General features: G+C 71.8%; 16 protein-coding genes. 9 read left to right on the forward strand and 7 right to left on the reverse strand.

The genetic code is table 11. The features are described from left to right. Positions 1 to 46: 46 nt before the first annotated feature. Positions 47 to 1,600, reverse strand: a complete 1,554-nt coding sequence (locus ACIPXC_RS13440) for an AMP-binding protein (RefSeq protein ID WP_401616499.1) — start codon at positions 1,598 to 1,600, stop codon at positions 47 to 49. Between the two features lie 173 nt (positions 1,601 to 1,773). Here ACIPXC_RS13440 and ACIPXC_RS13445 point away from each other — a divergent pair, with 173 nt between their 5' ends. The 4 genes from ACIPXC_RS13445 (at position 1,774) to ACIPXC_RS13460 (ending at position 6,075) form a co-directional block, all read left to right on the forward strand. Next, on the forward strand, positions 1,774 to 3,000 hold the full coding sequence (locus ACIPXC_RS13445; RefSeq protein WP_401616501.1) for an amidohydrolase family protein: 1,227 nt from the start codon (positions 1,774 to 1,776) through the stop codon (positions 2,998 to 3,000). Then, positions 3,000 to 4,154 carry an acyl-CoA dehydrogenase gene (locus ACIPXC_RS13450; RefSeq protein WP_401616502.1) on the forward strand — a complete coding sequence of 385 codons (1,155 nt, stop codon included), beginning with the start codon at positions 3,000 to 3,002 and terminating at the stop codon, positions 4,152 to 4,154. The genes ACIPXC_RS13445 and ACIPXC_RS13450 overlap by 1 nt, the downstream gene beginning before the upstream one ends. Before the next feature lie 5 nt (positions 4,155 to 4,159). Further along, a complete protein-coding gene (locus ACIPXC_RS13455; RefSeq protein WP_401616504.1) occupies positions 4,160 to 5,206 on the forward strand; it encodes an acyl-CoA dehydrogenase family protein in 1,047 nt (348 codons plus the stop codon). 362 nt (positions 5,207 to 5,568) lie between these two features. After that, entirely contained in the window at positions 5,569 to 6,075 is a 507-nt protein-coding gene (locus tag ACIPXC_RS13460) for an ATP-binding protein (protein ID WP_401616506.1), read from the forward strand. Positions 6,076 to 6,477: 402 nt separating this feature from the next. Here ACIPXC_RS13460 and ACIPXC_RS13465 read toward each other — a convergent pair whose 3' ends face one another. From ACIPXC_RS13465 to ACIPXC_RS13480, 4 genes are all read right to left on the reverse strand, one after another. Continuing rightward, a complete protein-coding gene (locus tag ACIPXC_RS13465) occupies positions 6,478 to 6,972 on the reverse strand; it encodes a VOC family protein (protein ID WP_401616508.1) in 495 nt (164 codons plus the stop codon). 615 nt (positions 6,973 to 7,587) lie between these two features. Beyond that, complete coding sequence (locus tag ACIPXC_RS13470) at positions 7,588 to 7,986, reverse strand: hypothetical protein (RefSeq protein ID WP_401616510.1); 399 nt, start codon at positions 7,984 to 7,986, stop codon at positions 7,588 to 7,590. A 298-nt stretch (positions 7,987 to 8,284) separates the two neighbouring features. Then, complete coding sequence (locus ACIPXC_RS13475; protein WP_401616512.1) at positions 8,285 to 8,476, reverse strand: DUF397 domain-containing protein; 192 nt, start codon at positions 8,474 to 8,476, stop codon at positions 8,285 to 8,287. Between the two features lie 13 nt (positions 8,477 to 8,489). After that, complete coding sequence (locus ACIPXC_RS13480; RefSeq protein ID WP_401616514.1) at positions 8,490 to 9,341, reverse strand: helix-turn-helix domain-containing protein; 852 nt, start codon at positions 9,339 to 9,341, stop codon at positions 8,490 to 8,492. Between the two features lie 112 nt (positions 9,342 to 9,453). On the opposite strand from ACIPXC_RS13480, the gene ACIPXC_RS13485 reads away from it, so the two are divergent. After that, positions 9,454 to 9,990 (forward strand): ATP-binding protein, encoded by a 537-nt coding sequence (locus ACIPXC_RS13485; RefSeq protein ID WP_401616516.1) that lies wholly within the window; start codon positions 9,454 to 9,456, stop codon positions 9,988 to 9,990. Between the two features lie 348 nt (positions 9,991 to 10,338). Here ACIPXC_RS13485 and ACIPXC_RS13490 read toward each other — a convergent pair whose 3' ends face one another. After that, positions 10,339 to 11,265: a cyclase family protein gene (locus ACIPXC_RS13490; RefSeq protein WP_401616773.1), complete on the reverse strand. Its 927-nt coding sequence runs from the start codon at positions 11,263 to 11,265 to the stop codon at positions 10,339 to 10,341. Positions 11,266 to 11,373: 108 nt separating this feature from the next. Here ACIPXC_RS13490 and ACIPXC_RS13495 point away from each other — a divergent pair, with 108 nt between their 5' ends. Genes ACIPXC_RS13495 through ACIPXC_RS13505 form a run of 3 tightly spaced genes read left to right on the forward strand, consistent with a single transcriptional unit; the run spans position 11,374 to position 14,580 of the window. Continuing rightward, positions 11,374 to 12,294 (forward strand): SDR family oxidoreductase, encoded by a 921-nt coding sequence (locus tag ACIPXC_RS13495; protein ID WP_401616517.1) that lies wholly within the window; start codon positions 11,374 to 11,376, stop codon positions 12,292 to 12,294. Between the two features lie 13 nt (positions 12,295 to 12,307). Further along, complete coding sequence (locus ACIPXC_RS13500) at positions 12,308 to 13,516, forward strand: acyl-CoA dehydrogenase family protein (protein ID WP_401616519.1); 1,209 nt, start codon at positions 12,308 to 12,310, stop codon at positions 13,514 to 13,516. Continuing rightward, positions 13,513 to 14,580, forward strand: a complete 1,068-nt coding sequence (locus ACIPXC_RS13505; RefSeq protein ID WP_401616520.1) for a Zn-dependent alcohol dehydrogenase — start codon at positions 13,513 to 13,515, stop codon at positions 14,578 to 14,580. The genes ACIPXC_RS13500 and ACIPXC_RS13505 overlap by 4 nt, the downstream gene beginning before the upstream one ends. 157 nt (positions 14,581 to 14,737) lie before the next feature. On the opposite strand, the gene ACIPXC_RS13510 is transcribed toward ACIPXC_RS13505, so the two are convergent. Continuing rightward, the gene (locus ACIPXC_RS13510; RefSeq protein ID WP_401616776.1) at positions 14,738 to 15,355 is read right to left on the reverse strand and encodes a flavin reductase family protein; all 618 of its coding nucleotides are present in this window, start codon (positions 15,353 to 15,355) and stop codon (positions 14,738 to 14,740) included. 225 nt (positions 15,356 to 15,580) lie between these two features. On the opposite strand from ACIPXC_RS13510, the gene ACIPXC_RS13515 reads away from it, so the two are divergent. Further along, positions 15,581 to 16,381: a VOC family protein gene (locus ACIPXC_RS13515; RefSeq protein ID WP_401616522.1), complete on the forward strand. Its 801-nt coding sequence runs from the start codon at positions 15,581 to 15,583 to the stop codon at positions 16,379 to 16,381. Positions 16,382 to 16,395: the final 14 nt, after the last annotated feature.

Genomic DNA, 16,395 nt, shown 5'->3' on the forward strand with positions numbered 1-16,395 from the left:
CGCCCCGCCCCGCCCCCGCCGCGCCCCGCCCCGCCGCGCCCGCGCCCTACGCGTACCGTTCGCGGAGTTTGTACTTGAGGACCTTGCGCAGGGCTTCGTTGCGGGGCAGGGCGGCCAGGAGCTCCAGTTGCTCGGGGAGTTTGTGGGTGGCGAGGCCTTCGGCGCGGAGGTAGGCCGTGACCTGGGGGAGGGTGAGGGGGGCGGCTCCCGGGGGTTGTTCGACGACGGCGCAGACGCGTTCGCCGCGGGTCCGGTCGGGGAGACCGATGACGGCGACGTCCGCGACGCCCGGGAGGCGGTGCAGGAGGTCCTCGATCTCCTTGGCGGAGATGTTCTCGCCCTTGCGGATGATGACGTCCTTGCTGCGGCCGGTGAGGACCAGGTAGCCGTCCGGGGTGAGGTGGCCGAGGTCGCCGGTGATCAGGTAGCCGTCGGCGTCGAAGACCTCGGTGGACGGGTCGCGGCCCAGGTAGCCCTGGCAGACCGCCTCGCCGCGCAGGCGGACCTCCCCGTCCGTGTGCGGGGGGAGGGGGGTGCCGTCGGGGGTGGTGATGCGGATGGACATGCCCTGCGGGGGGCGGCCCTCGGTGGTGGCGAGGTTTTCCGGGGTGTCGTCCGGGGCGCCCATGGTGATCATGGGGACTTCGGTCATGCCGTAGCCGTGGGTGAGCTGGCAGCCGAGTTCGCGGACCACCGCGTGGTAGATCTCCGGGGGTTTGGGGGCTCCCCCGCCCGCGAGGAGGCGAAGGGTGGGGATGAGGGGGACGTCCGGGGCCTTGCGCTGTTCGGTGAGGAACATGGAGTAGAAGGCGGTCGATCCGCCGGCGACGGTGACGCCGTGGCGGCGGTAGCCGTCGAGGGCGTCCGGCATCGCGAACTTCTCGAAGAGGACCGCGGGGAAGCCGTAGAGCAGCAGCATCACCGTGTAGTCCGGTCCGGCTATGTGCGCGTAGGGAAAGGCCATCGAGCCGACGTCGGAGGGGGTCAGGCGCAGGGCGTGCGCGAGGCAGGAGCCGCCGGCGATGAGGGAGCGGTCGGTGTGCAGGACGCCCTTGGGGTCGGAGGTGGTGCCGGAGGTCCAGTAGATCCAGCGGACGTCGGTTCCGGAGGCGGGCGGCGGGGGCAGTACGGCCGGATCGCCGTCCGGGAGGGAGTCGTAGGCGTCGAAGACGCCGCGGGCGCCGAGCCGCCGGGCCATGGCGGGGTAGTCGTGGCCCCGCCACACGCCCGGGACCGCGAAGAAGTCGGCCTTGGACTCGCGGAGCGCGAAGCCGACCTCGCGGTCCCGGTAGAAGGGGATGACGGGGCTCTGGACGGCTCCGATCCGGGCGAGGGCGAAGGTGAGCAGCACGGTCTCGATGCGGGTGGGGAGCTGCCAGGCGACGACGGTGCCGGGGCGTACGCCCATGTCGTGGAGGCCTGCGGCGACGCGTTCGGCGCGGTCGCGCAGTTCACCGAAGGTGAGGTGCCGGTCCGCGGCGGGGTCTTCGGCGGCTTCGATCAGGACGGTGGTGTCCGGGGTGAGTGCGGCCCGGCGGGTGATGAGTTCCCACAGGGTGCGGGAGCGGCTCAGTTCTGTCGCAGTCGCGGTGTCCGTCATCCCGGACCTCCCCTTGGCCGATTAACTGACGGTTAGTCAGATCAAGCGCAGAGCGTAGGGCGCCGACGCTTGTCGGTCCAGGGGTGGCGGGGCTAGCTTGTTTCTGACGATCCATCAGATCAACATCAGATCGGCGTCGGATCGGCACGCATCGGCACCGGATTGGGGAGCCCATGGAACTGCCTCGGATCATCAGCGTCGACGACCATGTGATCGAGCCCGCGCACCTGTTCGACGTCTGGCTGCCCGCCAGGTACCGCGACCGCGGCCCCAAGGCGCTCACGGCCGGCATCGGCGAGCTGCAGTACACGGGCGGCAAGTACGTGATCACCATGGATCCGGACGGACCGCCGACCGACTGGTGGATCTACGAGGACCTGAAGTTCCCGTACAAGCGCAACATCGCGGCCGTCGGCTTCGACCGCGACGATATGACGCTGGAGGGGATCACCCGCCAGGAGATGCGCCAGGGGTGCTGGGACCCCAAGGCGCGCCTCGCCGACATGGACCTCAACCACGTCGAGGCCTCCCTGTGCTTCCCGACCTTCCCGCGCTTCTGCGGCCAGACCTTCGCCGAGGCGCACGACAAGGAGGTGGCCCTCGCCTGCGTACGCGCCTACAACGACTGGATGGTCGAGGAATGGTGCGGTGACAGCGGCGGCCGGCTGATCCCGCTGTGCATCATCCCGCTGTGGGACATCGGCCTGGCGGTGGCCGAGATCCGGCGCAACGCCGCCCGCGGGGTGCGCGCCGTGACCTTCTCCGAGATCCCGACCCACCTGGGGCTGCCGTCGATCCACTCCGGCTACTGGGACCCCTTCTTCGCCGTGTGCCAGGAGACCGGCACGGTGGTCAACATGCACATCGGGTCCAGCTCCCAGATGCCCGCGGCCTCCCCGGACGCGCCGCCCGCCGTCCAGGCGTCGCTCAGCTTCAACAATGCGATGGCCTCGATGATGGACTTCCTCTTCAGTGGCGTGCTGGTGAAGTTCCCGACGCTCAAGCTGGCCTACAGCGAGGGCCAGATGGGCTGGATCCCGTACGCCCTGGAGCGCGCGGACGACGTGTGGGAGGAGCACCGGGCCTGGGGCGGGGTGCGCGACCTGATCCCCGAGCCGCCGTCGGCGTACTACTACCGGCAGATCTTCTGCTGCTTCTTCCGCGACAAGCACGGGATCGCCTCGATCGACGTCGTCGGCCGCGACAACGCGACCTTCGAGACCGACTACCCGCACGTGGACTCGACCTTCCCGCACACCAAGGAGGTCGCCCTCGACCACGTGCGGGGACTGGACGAGGAGACGGTCTACAAGCTGATGCGCGGCAACGCCATCCGCATGCTCGGCCTCGATCTCGACCGGGACCGGGACCGGAACCCGGACCGGAACAAGGGCCGCTGATGGACCTGACGTACACCGAGACGGAGCGGGACTTCCGGGCGCGGCTGCGCGAGTGGCTCGCCAAGACCCTCCCCGAGCTGCCCGCCCGGCCCTCCCCCGACGACTGGCCGGGCCGGCGCGCCTACGACCTGAGCTGGCAGCGCCGGCTGTACGAGGCCGGGTACGCGGGGCTGCACTGGCCGGTGGACGCGGGCGGCCGTGGCGCCACCCCCACCCAGCACCTGATCTTCCTGGAGGAGACGGAGCGCGCCGGGGCCCCGTACGTGGGCGCGAACTTCGTCGGGCTGCTGCACGCCGGCCCGACGATCGCCGCCGAGGGCACGGCCGGACAGCGGGCGCGCTGGCTGCCGCCCGTACTGCGCGGCGACGAGGTGTGGTGCCAGGGCTTCAGCGAACCGGAGGCGGGCTCCGACCTGGCTTCCCTGCGTACCCGCGCGGTCCGCGACGGCGACGACTACGTGATCACCGGATCGAAGATCTGGACCTCGCACGCGGAGGTCGCCGACTGGTGCGAGCTGCTCGTACGCACGGACCCCGGGGCTCCCAAGCACCGCGGGATCTCCTGGCTGGCCATGCCGATGGACGCGCCCGGGGTGACGGTGCGGCCGCTGCGTACGCTCGCCGGGTCGACGGAGTTCGCCGAGGTGTTCCTCGACGAGGTGCGGGTCCCGGTCGCCAACCGGGTGGGCGCGGAGAACGACGGCTGGCGGGTCACCATGGTCACGCTGTCCTTCGAGCGGGGCACCGCCTTCGTCGGCGAGGTCGTCGCGTGCCGCAGGACCCTGGGCGAGCTGGCCCGCACGGCGAAGGCGAACGGCCGCTGGGACGACCCGGTGCTGCGCCGCCGGCTGGGGCGGCTGTCCGGGGAGTTCGGCGCGCTGTGGCGGCTGACCCAGTGGAACGTCAGCGAGTCGGAGCGTTCCGGCGGGGTGCCCGGCATCGGCGGCTCGGTCTTCAAGCTCGCCTACTCGCACGCCCGCCAGGAGCTGTACGACGTGGCGGCCGAGGTCCTGGGAGCGGCGTCGCTGTCGCTGGACGAGGAGTGGGCCCTGGACCGGCTCTCGTCCCTCTCGTACACGATCGCGGCGGGCACCTCTCAGATCCAGCGCAACATCGTCGCCGAGCGGATCCTCGGCCTCCCGAAAGGCCGGTGAGCGGGATGCACTTCCAGCCGACGCAGGACCAGCGGGACCTGCGGGCGGGCGTACGGGACCTGCTGGAGCGCCGGTACGGGCGGGAGGCGCTGCGCGCCTCGGTGGACTCGGGCACGTCCGTGGACCGCGGGCTGTGGCGGGAGCTGGGCCGGGCGGGCTTCTTCGCGCTCCGGCTCCCGGAGTCCGAAGGCGGTGTGGGGCTGGGCCTGCCGGAGGCGGCGATCGTCTTCGAGGAGGCCGGACGGGCCCTGGTGCCGGGGCCGCTGGTGGCGACGCACCTCGCCGCCGGCGTGGTGCCGGGGGCCGCGGCGGGGACGGCGGTGGTGACCGCCTTCGACCTGGGCGGGGACCTGGTGGCGTACCTGGGGGAGGCCGACGCGGTGCTGGGCGCGGACGGGCTCCCGGACGGCGAGCCGGTGCGCGCGGCGGACCCGCTGACCCCGCTGCACCGGGTCCGGCGGCGGGACGGCGCCGACGCCCCCGGGGCCGGGCCCGCGCCCGGGTCCGCGTACGGGTCCGCACCCCGGTCCGCGCCCGGCTCCGAGCCCCGGTCCGCGCCCGGCTCCGAGCCCCGGTCCGAGCCCCGGTCCGCGCCCGGGTCCGCGCCCAGGTCCGAGCCCGGGTCCGCGTACGTGTCCGAGGGGGCGCTGCTGACGGCGGCGCTCCAGGTCGGGAGCGCGCTGCGGACGCTGGAGCTGGCGGTGCGGTACGCGGGCGAGCGCGAGCAGTTCGGGCAGCCGGTCGGGGCCTTCCAGGCGGTCAAGCACCTGTGCGCGCAGATGCTGGTGCGGGCGGAGGTGGCCCGTACGGCGGTGTACGCGGCGGCGGTGACGGGTGGGCCGGGGGAGGTGGCGGCGGCGAAGCTGCTGGCGGACGAGGCCGCCGTGCTGGGCGCCCGGGACTGTCTGCAGGTGTACGGCGGGATGGGCTTCACATGGGAGGCGGACGTGCACCTGCACCTGAAGCGGGCCTGGGTGCGGGCCGAGCAGTGGCGTACGGCGGCGGAGGCGGAGGAACTGCTGGCGGCGGAGCTGCTGGACCCGGCGCGGTAGCCGGGTTTGTCGTGGTGGCTGCGTGTGACGGCCGGGCGGGCCGGGTAGCGGGAAGGGGGTACGGGAGCAACGACGCGGGACGCATGTCTGATTACAGAGAGTTGATATCGGTTCGTGTCCTTCGCCCGTCGCCTTACGGCCGGGAGTCGGGGACCTGCTCCGGTACGCTCCGACGAATGCGAGTGGTTGAGCGGCGGGAGCGTCGCACAGTATGCACCACGCCTACTCCTTCGCGCGGGAATATGCCCGAAGCGCTTGTTGTGGTGACTGTATGTCAACCATGCTGCTACGCAAGGGGGTCACGGTTGGTGATCCCGCCCCGTCGCGAGGCGAAGTGTCCGCCGGTTCGGATGGTGTGAGCGGTGCAGGTGCTTCAGGTTCAGCTGGAGGTAGGCGCGGATCCCGCCGAGGTCGGCAGGGCGCGCCGGTGGGCGCGGTCCCGACTGGCGGGGTCCGGCATAGGGGATGACGAGCCGCTCGCCGAGACGCTGATCCTGCTGATCTCCGAGTTGGTCACGAACGCCGTCGTGCACACGGGCTGTCCGGCCGTGCTGCGCATGCTGTTCGGGGGGCCGGGGGTGCGGGTCGAGGTGGCCGACGCGAGCGACCGGGCGCCGGCCCGCCGGCAGGCCTGCGGGGAGGACACCGGCGGGCGCGGTCTGGAGCTGGTGGACGGTCTGGCGGACCGGTGGGGCTGGCAGCGCGAGGGCGCGGGCAAGCGGATCTGGTGCGAGATCGACCGCGGGCGGAAGGCGGAGTCGGACGCCGCGACGAACGGCGCCGTGACGGGTGCCGCCCCGGCCGAGGCGGCTCCGTGCCGCTCGTCCGAAGTTCACACTGCGGTACGGGAACCGCACGTGTACCTCTAACGAGGTGTTGACGGTTCGTCACCTGTTGATCACCCTGGTGTGGAGCGATTCGACGCGAGGGGACGCCAAGGGCACGCCTTGACGAGTGCGGGTCGCGGGGTGGCGGCTGCCGTGCCGCGCTCGGGGCGTGCACGCGCGCCGCCGCCACCCGCAGCCTCCGGGGCAGGGGGAACGGCGGGTGGCCGCCCGAGCGCAAGCGTCGCGGACGGCCACCCGCCATTCCCTCACGGGAAGGGATCAGCCGCGGCTCGGCCAGCCGTACGCCATGCACTTCCGGGCCGGTGTCGTGGAGAGTTTCGAACGTAGTCTTCCGTAACGACGTCATGCATTACGGTCCATGTCCGGTGCGGCTCTCCGACGAAGCTCGGCGGGGTGTCGCAACCTCTCCGCGGCGTGCCGGGATCAGGGGGCATCACGAGGCGGCAACTGCAGATGCGGGTGGTCGTAGGTGCCGGTGATGCCGCCGTCGGCGCCGTAGGCGACACCTTGGAAACTCAATGACACGTCGTCTGCCACGTGCCGGAAGCGCAGGATGATCCCGTCCGGGTCGGTCACGTCCACGAACGTCCCGTCCGGGTCGGTCACCGGCCCCCGTGGGCTCAGCCCCATGTCGTGAAGCCGTTCGGCGATGGTGTTGACAGACGCCCGCGACGGGGCGGCGAGTACCACTGGGCGGGTGCCTCGCAGGTCTCGCACCCCTGGGGTGGTGTCCATGTCCTGGAGGACGAACACGAAGTTCGCGTCGGCGTCGAGCAGCACCACGCCCCAGAGGGCGCTGTCCACGGAGAACTCCCTGATGAAGGCGAGGTCGAGCACGTCGCAATACCAGCGGGTGCTGCGTGCGAGGTCGCTGACCAGTACGGTCACCGCGGCGATGCCGGAGATGCCGACTCCCATCAGTTCCTCCTCAACGGCGGCAGCCGCCCCCTCGGCCGGGGTGCGCTGACCACTCCCCAACTTCCGGTCAGTCGCGGGTGCGAGACACCGGCGCCTGTTCACAAGGCCTTCGGTTGAAGTCCCGGTCGATGAGGCCCAGTGTGACCTGATGAATCGGCCCGAACATCCCATTGCGTCATCAGCGGTATGTCGCAGGCTGAGGACCCCCTCCACCTCTTTCGGCGGCCGGCCCGGCCGGTCATGCTGCCTGCGTCGGTGACGAGCGGCTCGGGGCAGGGGCATCGGCGAGCCCCCGCCAACTTGAATTCGCAGGTCAAGGGGCTGGTGTGACCGGCTCTCGGGGTGCTCACGCTGGTCGCGGGTGGAAGTCTTCGGGGAAGATCGTCCGTCAGCGGTTGACTTCGAGATTCCTCGGAACGAGCAGGAGCTGGTCGGCTCGCTGGTTCCGGATCGCTGTGGCCGGACGGTCTTCGACGCTCCTGGGCAGCTGGATCCCTAGCTGCGCACGATGCTCCGAGGGCTCCGCTCACACACCGGATGCAGCCGCTGGACGGGGCGGGCGGGCGGGCTGCTGCTGCGGCGGCCGAAACGGCGCCGGTGGGCTGTCGCCGGTCCCTAGCGGTGTGTGGCGGTCAGGGAGAGGTAGTCGACGGGGCGTACGCGCCATTCGGCGCGGATCCCGGTGCGCAGCACGATGCTGAAGCCGGCGACTTCGCCGCGGTGCAGGGCCGCGAGGGCCGGGATGCGGCCGCCGCCGTCCGACCAGGCGAGTGCGCGGTCCACCTCGGCCGGCGACAGGGTGAAGGGGTGGGTGGTCCGGATCTGGATCCGGATCAGACGAACGGCTTCCTCGGGGGTGTCGAGCATGGCCCGGTCCAGGAGTTCGGGCACCTGGTCGTAGGCGTTCTCGTAGCAGAGGGCCTCGAACCAGTACCCGTAGTGGATCGCCACGGTGGCGTCCCGGACGGTGGCCCCGGCCGGGGTGGTGTGCGGGGTGTGGTGTCGCGCGAGCATGCGGTCACTCCTGCCGGTGCGGCGGGGCCGCCCCCTCCGGGCCGTGACGAGCGGCGGGGAGGGGGCGGCGGTGCTTCCCCCGTCAACTGGCGCAGAATTGACGGGAGTCGCCTCCCTCCGGTCCGCAGTACGTGATGCGCGATTCCGGAGGTGGCGTGCTTGGAAGGTAGCGCCAGCCAAGGCTCCGTATCAACTGTTGTACGTCTAAAGAGTGAGACGACGTATGCCAACGCGTGCTACGGCAGCCAAACGGCTCCCCTCCCACGAGGGGGGAAGGGAGCCGTTGGTAGCGGACCGCTTATGCGAGGTCGTCAAACTCGCCGGCGGCGGCTCCGTCGATGAATGCCCGGAGCTTGGCGCGCGAGGTCTTGATGATCAGGCCGGGGTCGTCGCTCTCCCGGATGAGAACCTCGCCGCCGACGACGGCCACTTCGAGGCAGTTGCCTTCCGCGTCGGTCGACTTCGAGGACTTGCGCCACTGAATGTCCATTGTTTCCACGCCTTCATACTTGTTGCGCCATTTCACGGATGAAGTCACGCGACCGTGAGGGGTCGTATGACTTCTCTTCGGTCCGGTCCAGGACCGCCCGGTAGTTGGCGAGCCGCGTCTCGGCATCGAGGAACGCGGGGCCGGTTGCGGTGTCCGTCTGCACCGTGTCGAGCTGAGGGACCGGGCCGTGCGCATAGAGTGTCGAGCTTCCCGCGTATGGAAAGCCGCCGACCCGGAAGGGAATCACCCGCACGGTCAAGTTGTCCCGCTCCGACTGCTTCAGCAGGTAGTCAAGTTGCTGCAATGCGATCCCCCGCCCGCCGTACGTCATGCGCAGGGCCGCCTCGTGAATCAGGAAGGTGCAGGCTGGGGCGTCCGGACGGTCGAGGACATCTCGGCGCTTCATCCGGTGGGAGAGCCGCCGGCGGAGGTCTATCGGTCGCAGAGGCGGAACGGCCTCCTCGAATACGGCCCGCGCGTAGTCCTCCGTCTGTAGCAGGCCCGGCATGTGCATGATCTGCACGGTGCGGAGCGCGACCGCGTGATGTTCGAGCTCGGACAGGTCCAGCTGCCCTGCGGAGAGGTCGTCGCGATAGTCGTCCCACCAGCCGCGGCCGCGTTCTTCGGCCATGGCGGCCAGGGCGTTGACGTAGGCCTGGTCCGGGCATCCGTAATGGCTGGACCATGTGCGGATGCGGTCGCTGCTGACGCCGAACCGACCGCTCTCGATGTTGCTCATCGCGGTTCGGTCGGTGCTGAGTTGCGTCGCCGCCTCGGTGAGTGAGATTCCTGCCTGCTCCCGGATCTTCCGCAACTCGGCACCCAGCCTCCGCTGTCGCGCGGTCGGAGCCTTCCTCGGTGGCATCGGCGTCCCCTCCTGTCGGATCCCAGTGTGACGCGTTGGCTTGCGCAGGGTCCACTGCGTCGCATCTATTATCCGAAACCGTAAAACAGTTGTTACTGAGCCCGCTACAGTCGTGTTCAGCACCGCGTCGCACGCCGATGGGAGCGAAGTGCAGCCGCTGACACGCGCCTTGGGCGTACGTCACCTGGGGGCGGCCAATGCCACGCGCGGCAAGCGACGCGAATCCGTACCACGTTGGGAGATGAACGTGACGAACGTGAGTGACTTAGGGCTCAGCTATCGGATGGTGGCGCCCAGCAGGGCGGATACGCCCAGGATCGCGCGGGAGTGGGTGGCGCTGATCCTGCGGGGCGCGGGGTGCGAGCACCTCGTGGAGGCGGCGCGGCTGTGCACCTCCGAGGTGGTGACCAATGCGCACCGGCATACGCCGACGGCCGTGATCGCCGTCGAGGTCGCCATCACGGGTGGGCGAGTCACCGTCGAGGTGTGTGACCGCGGGCCCGTCGGGCGGCTGGCGCGGGAAGGTCCTGGCGGCGGGCTGTTCGATACGGGGGGCCGTGGACTGGCGCTGCTGCGGGCGTACGCCGACGACTGGGCGGTGGTCGCGGGGGAGGGCGAGAAGGTGGTGTGGTTCCGACTCGTTGGTTGAGCCGGGGTGCGGGGTGGGGCAGGCGGCGGGTGCCGTGCTCGGGGCGTGCATGCGTGCCGCCGCCACCCGCAGCACGCCGCGGCGCGCTCCGCGGCTCGGAGGTCCGGGCTCCGCCACCCGGAGCGCGCCGGGGCGGAGGTCGCTGGATCGAGCCCGGCGGGATGCTGGCTTCCCTGGTGTCGATGGCCTTGAAAGGTGGCACCGGAGTCGGAGCAGCCCGTCCGCTTGTACGCGTCGGCGCCCTTGGGCGGGTCGGGGTCGACGAACAGGGCCGGGACCGGGAGGGCGACGAACGGGCCGCCCCCGCGCCGCTGCGGGGTTCCCGGGCCCGAACGGTGGCGGCGGGTCTCAGAGGACGGCCACCGGGGCCACGGGGGTGCCGGTGCCGCCGACGAAGGGCTCGGGCATGGCGGACAGGAGGAAGGCGTACCGGCCCTCTCCTGCACAGGCTGTGGACAGTTCTTCGAGGTTCCAGTTCTGGCCTTGGTGCATGCCCATCTCCACCAGGTCGAGGGCGTGCACCGGCAGCCACAGGTTCTCGATCTCCGGCGGGAAGATCTCGAAGGTCAGGGTGTCGTTGGCGACGGCCGCCACGTCCCGCGCGTGGAACCACTCCGGCGTGCGGACGGACAGCCCGGGGGACGGGAAGCCGTAGCCGTGCTTGTCGCCGGCCAGGTAGAGCTGGATCTGCCCGGTGCGGACCAGGACGATGTCGCCGGGGCGGACCGTGACCCGGCCGAACTCCTCGGCCTGCGCCAGGTCCGCCGGGGTCACCGCGCGGTCGCCCGGGAGGCGGTCCAGGCCCTTCGCGCGGGCCACGTCGAGGAGGACCCCGCGCGAGACGATGGGGGTGGCCTTGTCGATGCCGCTGAACTCGGCCCGGCCGTGGGCCGTGATGGTGCCGGCGGGGCGGCCGTTGTAGATCCGGCCCGAGTGCGAGACGTGGGTGAGGGCGTCCCAGTGGGTGCCCGCCTGGAGGCCCATGCTGACGGCGTCGTCGCTGCAGGCCACCGTGCCCGGGCCGAAGAGCTCCTGGTTGATCTGCACCATCGTGTGCAGGGGGTTGATCCGGCCGGGGATCATGCCGACCTGGACGCCGTCCTCCTTCAGGGGCAGGGCGAGGGGGACGCGGCGGCCGCTGCGGATCTCCGCCGCCGCACCCCGGACGACCTCGTCGGTGATCAGGTTCAAGGTGCCGATCTCGTCGTCGGCGCCCCAGCGCCCCCAGTTGTTGACGCGCTTGGCGATGTCGTGGAACTCGGCGGGCAGGGTCATGGGCGTCGACAGCTCCTTGCGTGAATGCGGCAACGAGGGCTTGTGCACGTACATCTGACTACCCATAGAATCTAACGGTCCGTCAGAAAACGCGGGAAGGGGCCGGACGTGGGGAACTTCTTGGCAGGCAGGGTCGTCGCCGTCACCGGCGCCGGCCGGGGCATCGGACGGGCCGTGGCACTGGCCGCGGCCGCCGAGGGCGCCAAGGTCGTCGTCAACGACTACGGCGTCGGCATCGAGGGTACGGAGCCCACGAGCGAGATCGCGGACGGCGTCGTGAAGGAGATCCAGGCCGCCGGCGGGGAGGCCGTCGCCGTCGCCGACGACGTCTCCACCATGGCGGGCGGCCGGCGCGTCATCGACACCGCGCTCACGCGGTACGGACGCATCGACGGCGTGGTCTGCGTCGCCGGCATCCTGCGCGAACGCATGCTCTTCAACATGTCCGAGGAGGAGTGGGACCCGGTTCTCGCCACCCACCTCAAGGGCACCTTCACCGTCTTCCGTGCCGCCTCCGCCGTCATGCGCCGCCAGGGCTCGGGCACGCTGATCGGCTTCACCAGCGGCAACCACCAGGGCTCGGTCGCCCAGGCCAACTACAGTGCCGCCAAGGGCGGGGTCATCTCCCTCGTCCGCTCCGCCGCGCTGGGCCTGGCCAAGTACGGGGTCACCGCCAACGCCGTCGCACCCGTCGCCCGCACCCGCATGTCCGCGAACGTCCCCATGGAGCTCAAGGAGATCGGCGAGCCCGAGGACGTCGCGGCACTGGTCACCTACCTGCTCTCCGACAGGGCCGTCGCCGTCGGCGGCGAGCGGATCACCGGGCAGGTCTACACGATTGCCGGCCCGAAGATCGCCGTCTGGGCGCAGCCGCGCGAGCTGCGCGCCGGCTACGCCGAGGGTTCCTGGACCCCGGAGAAGATCGCCGACTTCCTTCCCGGAACGGTCGGCACCGACCCGATGCCGATGCTGGCGCAGCTGGAGGCCATGGCCAGGGCGGCGGCCGCCAAGGACCGCCCCAACGCCTGACGGGGGGCGCGGCATGGATTTCGGCTTCGGGGCCGAGGACGAGGAGCTGCGCGGTCACGCTCGGGCGTGGCTGGCCGAGCACCTCGTGGGCCCGTACGCGCAGGCCGTCGGCCTCGGCGGGCCGGGCAGCGAGCACCAGGGGGTCGAGGCCCGGCGCGCGTGGGAGCGGGAGCTCGGCCGTGGCGGCTGGATCGGGCAGGGCTGGGACGCGCCGGAGGGAGCGTACGGGCAGCGGCGGCTGTCGCTGACCGGACAGGTGGTGTGGGCCGAGGAGTACGCGGCGCTGCGCGCCCCCGGCCGGGTCGGCCACATCGGGGAGAACCTCCTCGCGCCCACGCTGATCGCGTACGGCAGCGAGGAGCAGCGGCGCCGCTTCCTGCCCGCCGTCGCACGGGGCGAGGAACTGTGGTGCCAGGGCTACAGCGAGCCGGGCGCCGGCTCCGACCTCGCGGGCATCCGTACCACCGCGGTGCGCGACCCGGCCGACGGGCTCTTCCGCGTCACCGGGCAGAAGATCTGGACCTCCCTCGCCCGGGAGGCCGACTGGTGTTTCGTCCTGGCCCGCACCGAGCCGGGGTCGAAGCGCCACCGGGGGCTGTCCTTCCTGCTCGTGCGGATGGACCAGCCCGGCCGTGTGGAGGTCCGGCCGATCCGGCAGATGTCCGGGACGTCGGAGTTCAACGAGGTGTTCTTCGACGGGGCGGTCGCGGCGGAGGTCGTTGGCGGGGAGGGGGACGGCTGGACGGTGGCCATAGGCCTGCTCGCCCTGGAGCGGGGCGTCTCCACGCTGGTCCAGCAGATCGGATTCGCGGCGGAGCTGGAGCGGGTCCTCGGTCTGTACGCGGCTTCGGGTGCGGCCGACCCGGTGGTCCGAGACCGTCTCGTACGGCAGTGGGCCGAGCTGCGGACCATGCGGTGGAACGCGCTGCGGACCCTGGGCACGCAGGGCACGCAGGGCGGTCCGGGCGCGCCGAGCGTGGCCAAGCTGCTGTGGGGCGGCTGGCACCGGCGGCTCGGGGAGCTCGCGGTGGAGGTCCGGGGGGCGGCGGCCGCGGCCGGGCCGGGGGCCTGGGCGGCCGGGGTCCCGTACGAGCTCGGACTCGACGAGGAGCAGCGCCTGTTCCTGTTCACCCGCGCCGACACGATCTACGGCGGTTCGGACGAGATCCAGCGCAACATCATCGCCGAGCGGGTGCTCGGCCTGCCTAAGGAGTCCAGGTGAGAGGCGTCGTGTTCGACGGCAAGCAGGCCCGGGTGGTCGACGACCTGGAGATCCGGGATCCGGGGCCGGGGGAGGTGCTCGTCGCGATCGGTGCGGCCGGGCTGTGCCACAGCGACCTGTCGGTGATGGACGGGACGATCCCGTTCCCGCCGCCGGTGGTGCTGGGGCACGAGGGCGCGGGCGTGGTGGAGGCCGTCGGCGAGGGGGTCGCGCACGTGGCCCCCGGCGATCACGTGTCGCTGTCGACGCTGGCGAACTGCGGGGCGTGCGCGGACTGCGACCGGGGCCGGCCGACGATGTGCCGCAAGGCGATCGGGATGCCGGGGCAGCCGTTCTCGCGGGGTGGCGCGCCGCTGTTCCAGTTCGCCTCGAACTCGGCCTTCGCGGAGCGGACGATCGTCAGGGCGGTGCAGGCGGTGAAGATCCCGGCCGACATCCCGCTGACGTCGGCGGCGCTCATCGGCTGCGGCGTCCTGACGGGTGTGGGTGCGGTGCTCAACCGGGCCCGTGTCGGCAACGGCGAGACGGTCGTCGTCATCGGCACCGGCGGGATCGGGCTGAACGTCCTGCAGGGTGCCCGGATCGCCGGGGCCACGACGATCGTGGCGGTGGACGCGAACCCGGCGAAGGAGACGGTGGCCCGGCAGTTCGGGGCCACGCACTTCATCGACGCGTCCGCGGTGGCCGACTCCTCGGCGGCGGTGCGCGAGATCCTGCCGGCCGGCGCCGACCACGCCTTCGAGTGCGTGGGCGACGTCAGGCTGATCCGCCAGGCCGTCGACCTGCTCGACCGGCACGGTCAGGCGGTCCTGCTGGGCGTGCCCGGCTTCAAGGAGGAGGCGTCCTTCCTCGTCTCGTCCATGTACCTCGACAAGACGATCATGGGTTGCCGGTACGGTTCCTCGCGCCCGCAGCGGGACATCGCGCTGTACGCGGAGCTGTACCGGCAGGGCCGGCTGCTGCTGGACGAGCTGGTCACGGAGGTGTATCCGGTCGAGGACTTCGCCAAGGCCGTCGACGACGCCCACCACGGGCGGGTGGCGCGCGGGGTGCTCACCTTCTGATTCCGGCGGGCCCGGGACACCACCCGGTTGCCGGAACGCCGCATGCCGGTCCGCCCCAGGGGGGACCGGCATGCGGCGTTCGGCATTCGGTGTTCCGGCAGCCGGTGTTCCGGCGTCGGCGGGCGGGTGCCCCGTCAGCCGGCGGGCGGGTGCCTCGTCAGCCGGCGAGGCGGCCGAAGCGGCCCCGGTGGAAGAGCAGCGGATCGCCCTCCCCCGCCGCGCCCATGGCGACGACCCGGCCCACGACGATGAGGTGGTCCCCGCCGGTGTGGACGGCGTGGATCCGGCAGTCGATCCAGGCGGGCACGGCGTCGAGCTGCGGGGATCCGGTGACGGGGGCCGGGGTGTGGGTCACCCCGGCGAACTTGTCGGCACCGCTGACGGCGAAGGACCGGCACAGGTCGCCCTGTTCGGCTCCCAGGATGTTGACGCAGAACACCCCGGCGCGGGCGATCCGCGGCCAGGTGGTCGACGTACGGGCGACCATGAAGGTGACCAGGGGAGGGTCCAGGGACAGCGAGGCGAAGGACTGGCAGGCGAAGCCCGACGGCCCGTCCGCGTCCTCGCCGGGTGGTGCGGTGATGACCGTGACCCCGCTGGCGAAGTGCCCCAGCACGGCGCGGAATTCGGCCGGGCCGACCGGAGCGCGCTCGTCCTCGCCGACGGCCCGCAGGTCGGGACGCGGCAGGGCGTCGACGGGCCCTGCCTCCCGCTGCGCCGAGGCGGAGGTGGGGGAGCCGACTGACCTGAGGTATCGGACGACGGTGGCCGCCATCCCTGCATGTCCCATCACACCCCCGATTGAAGCTGACGGGTCGTCAGATGGGAAGGGGTGGGGGGACAGGGCTTCGTCGGTGCTGCCCCCTGCGCCGGATCGGCGTGCCGGTTTCACCCGGGCGGGTGAAACCGGGTGGGTGGGCGGGGGCGTGGGCACGGCCGGGGGAGGCGGCTCGGCATCGTGGCAGCGACCCCGTACCGTCGCCGTACCCCAGGAGGGCCCATGCTCGGCACCGACTTCCGCACCGGATCACCCAACTGGCTCGACCTCGGCAGCCCCGACACCGGCGCGGCCGCCGCGTTCTACGGCGCCGTGTTCGGCTGGGAGTTCGCCTCCGCCGGACCGGAGGCCGGCGGGTACGGCTTCTTCCAGCGGGACGGCAAGACCGTCGCCGCCCTCGGGCCGCTCACCGAGGAGGGCGCCCGGTCGGCGTGGATGCACCACTTCATGACCCCGGACATCCAGGCCACCGCCGAGGCCGTCCGGGCGGGCGGCGGGCGGGTGCGGACCGAACCCATGGACGTCATGGGCGAGGGGTGGCTGGCACAGTTCACCGACCCGCAGGGCGCCGAGTTCGCCTGCTGGCAACCCGGTAATACGGCGGGATTCGAGGTGGCTTCCGCGGAGAACGCCCTGGTGTGGGCGGAGCTGCACGTACCGGACCCGGTCGCGGACATCGCCTTCTACGCCGGGCTGTTCGGGTGGCGCCACGCCGAGATGCAGGCCCCTGGGATGACGTACCGGGTCCTGAGCACCGCCGACGGCGACCAGGAGGACGCCTCCTTCGGCGGGGTCGCACCCCTCGGCGACGGCGCGGGGGCGGGAGCGGGAGCGGGCGAGGAGGCGCGCTGGGTGCCCTACTTCCACGTGGGGGACGTCGACGCCACCATCGCCAGGGCCCGCGAGAACGGCGGGACCGTCCTCATGCCGGCCGCCGACGTGCCGGACGTCGGGCGGATCGGCTGGCTCGCGGACCCCTTCGGCGCGGTGTTCGCGCTGCTGAAGCCCGACCCGCGGATGTAGCCCGGCGAAGGGCC

The organism is Streptomyces sp. NPDC090021 (assembly GCF_044748225.1).
Taxonomy (GTDB): Bacteria; Actinomycetota; Actinomycetes; order Streptomycetales; family Streptomycetaceae; genus Streptomyces.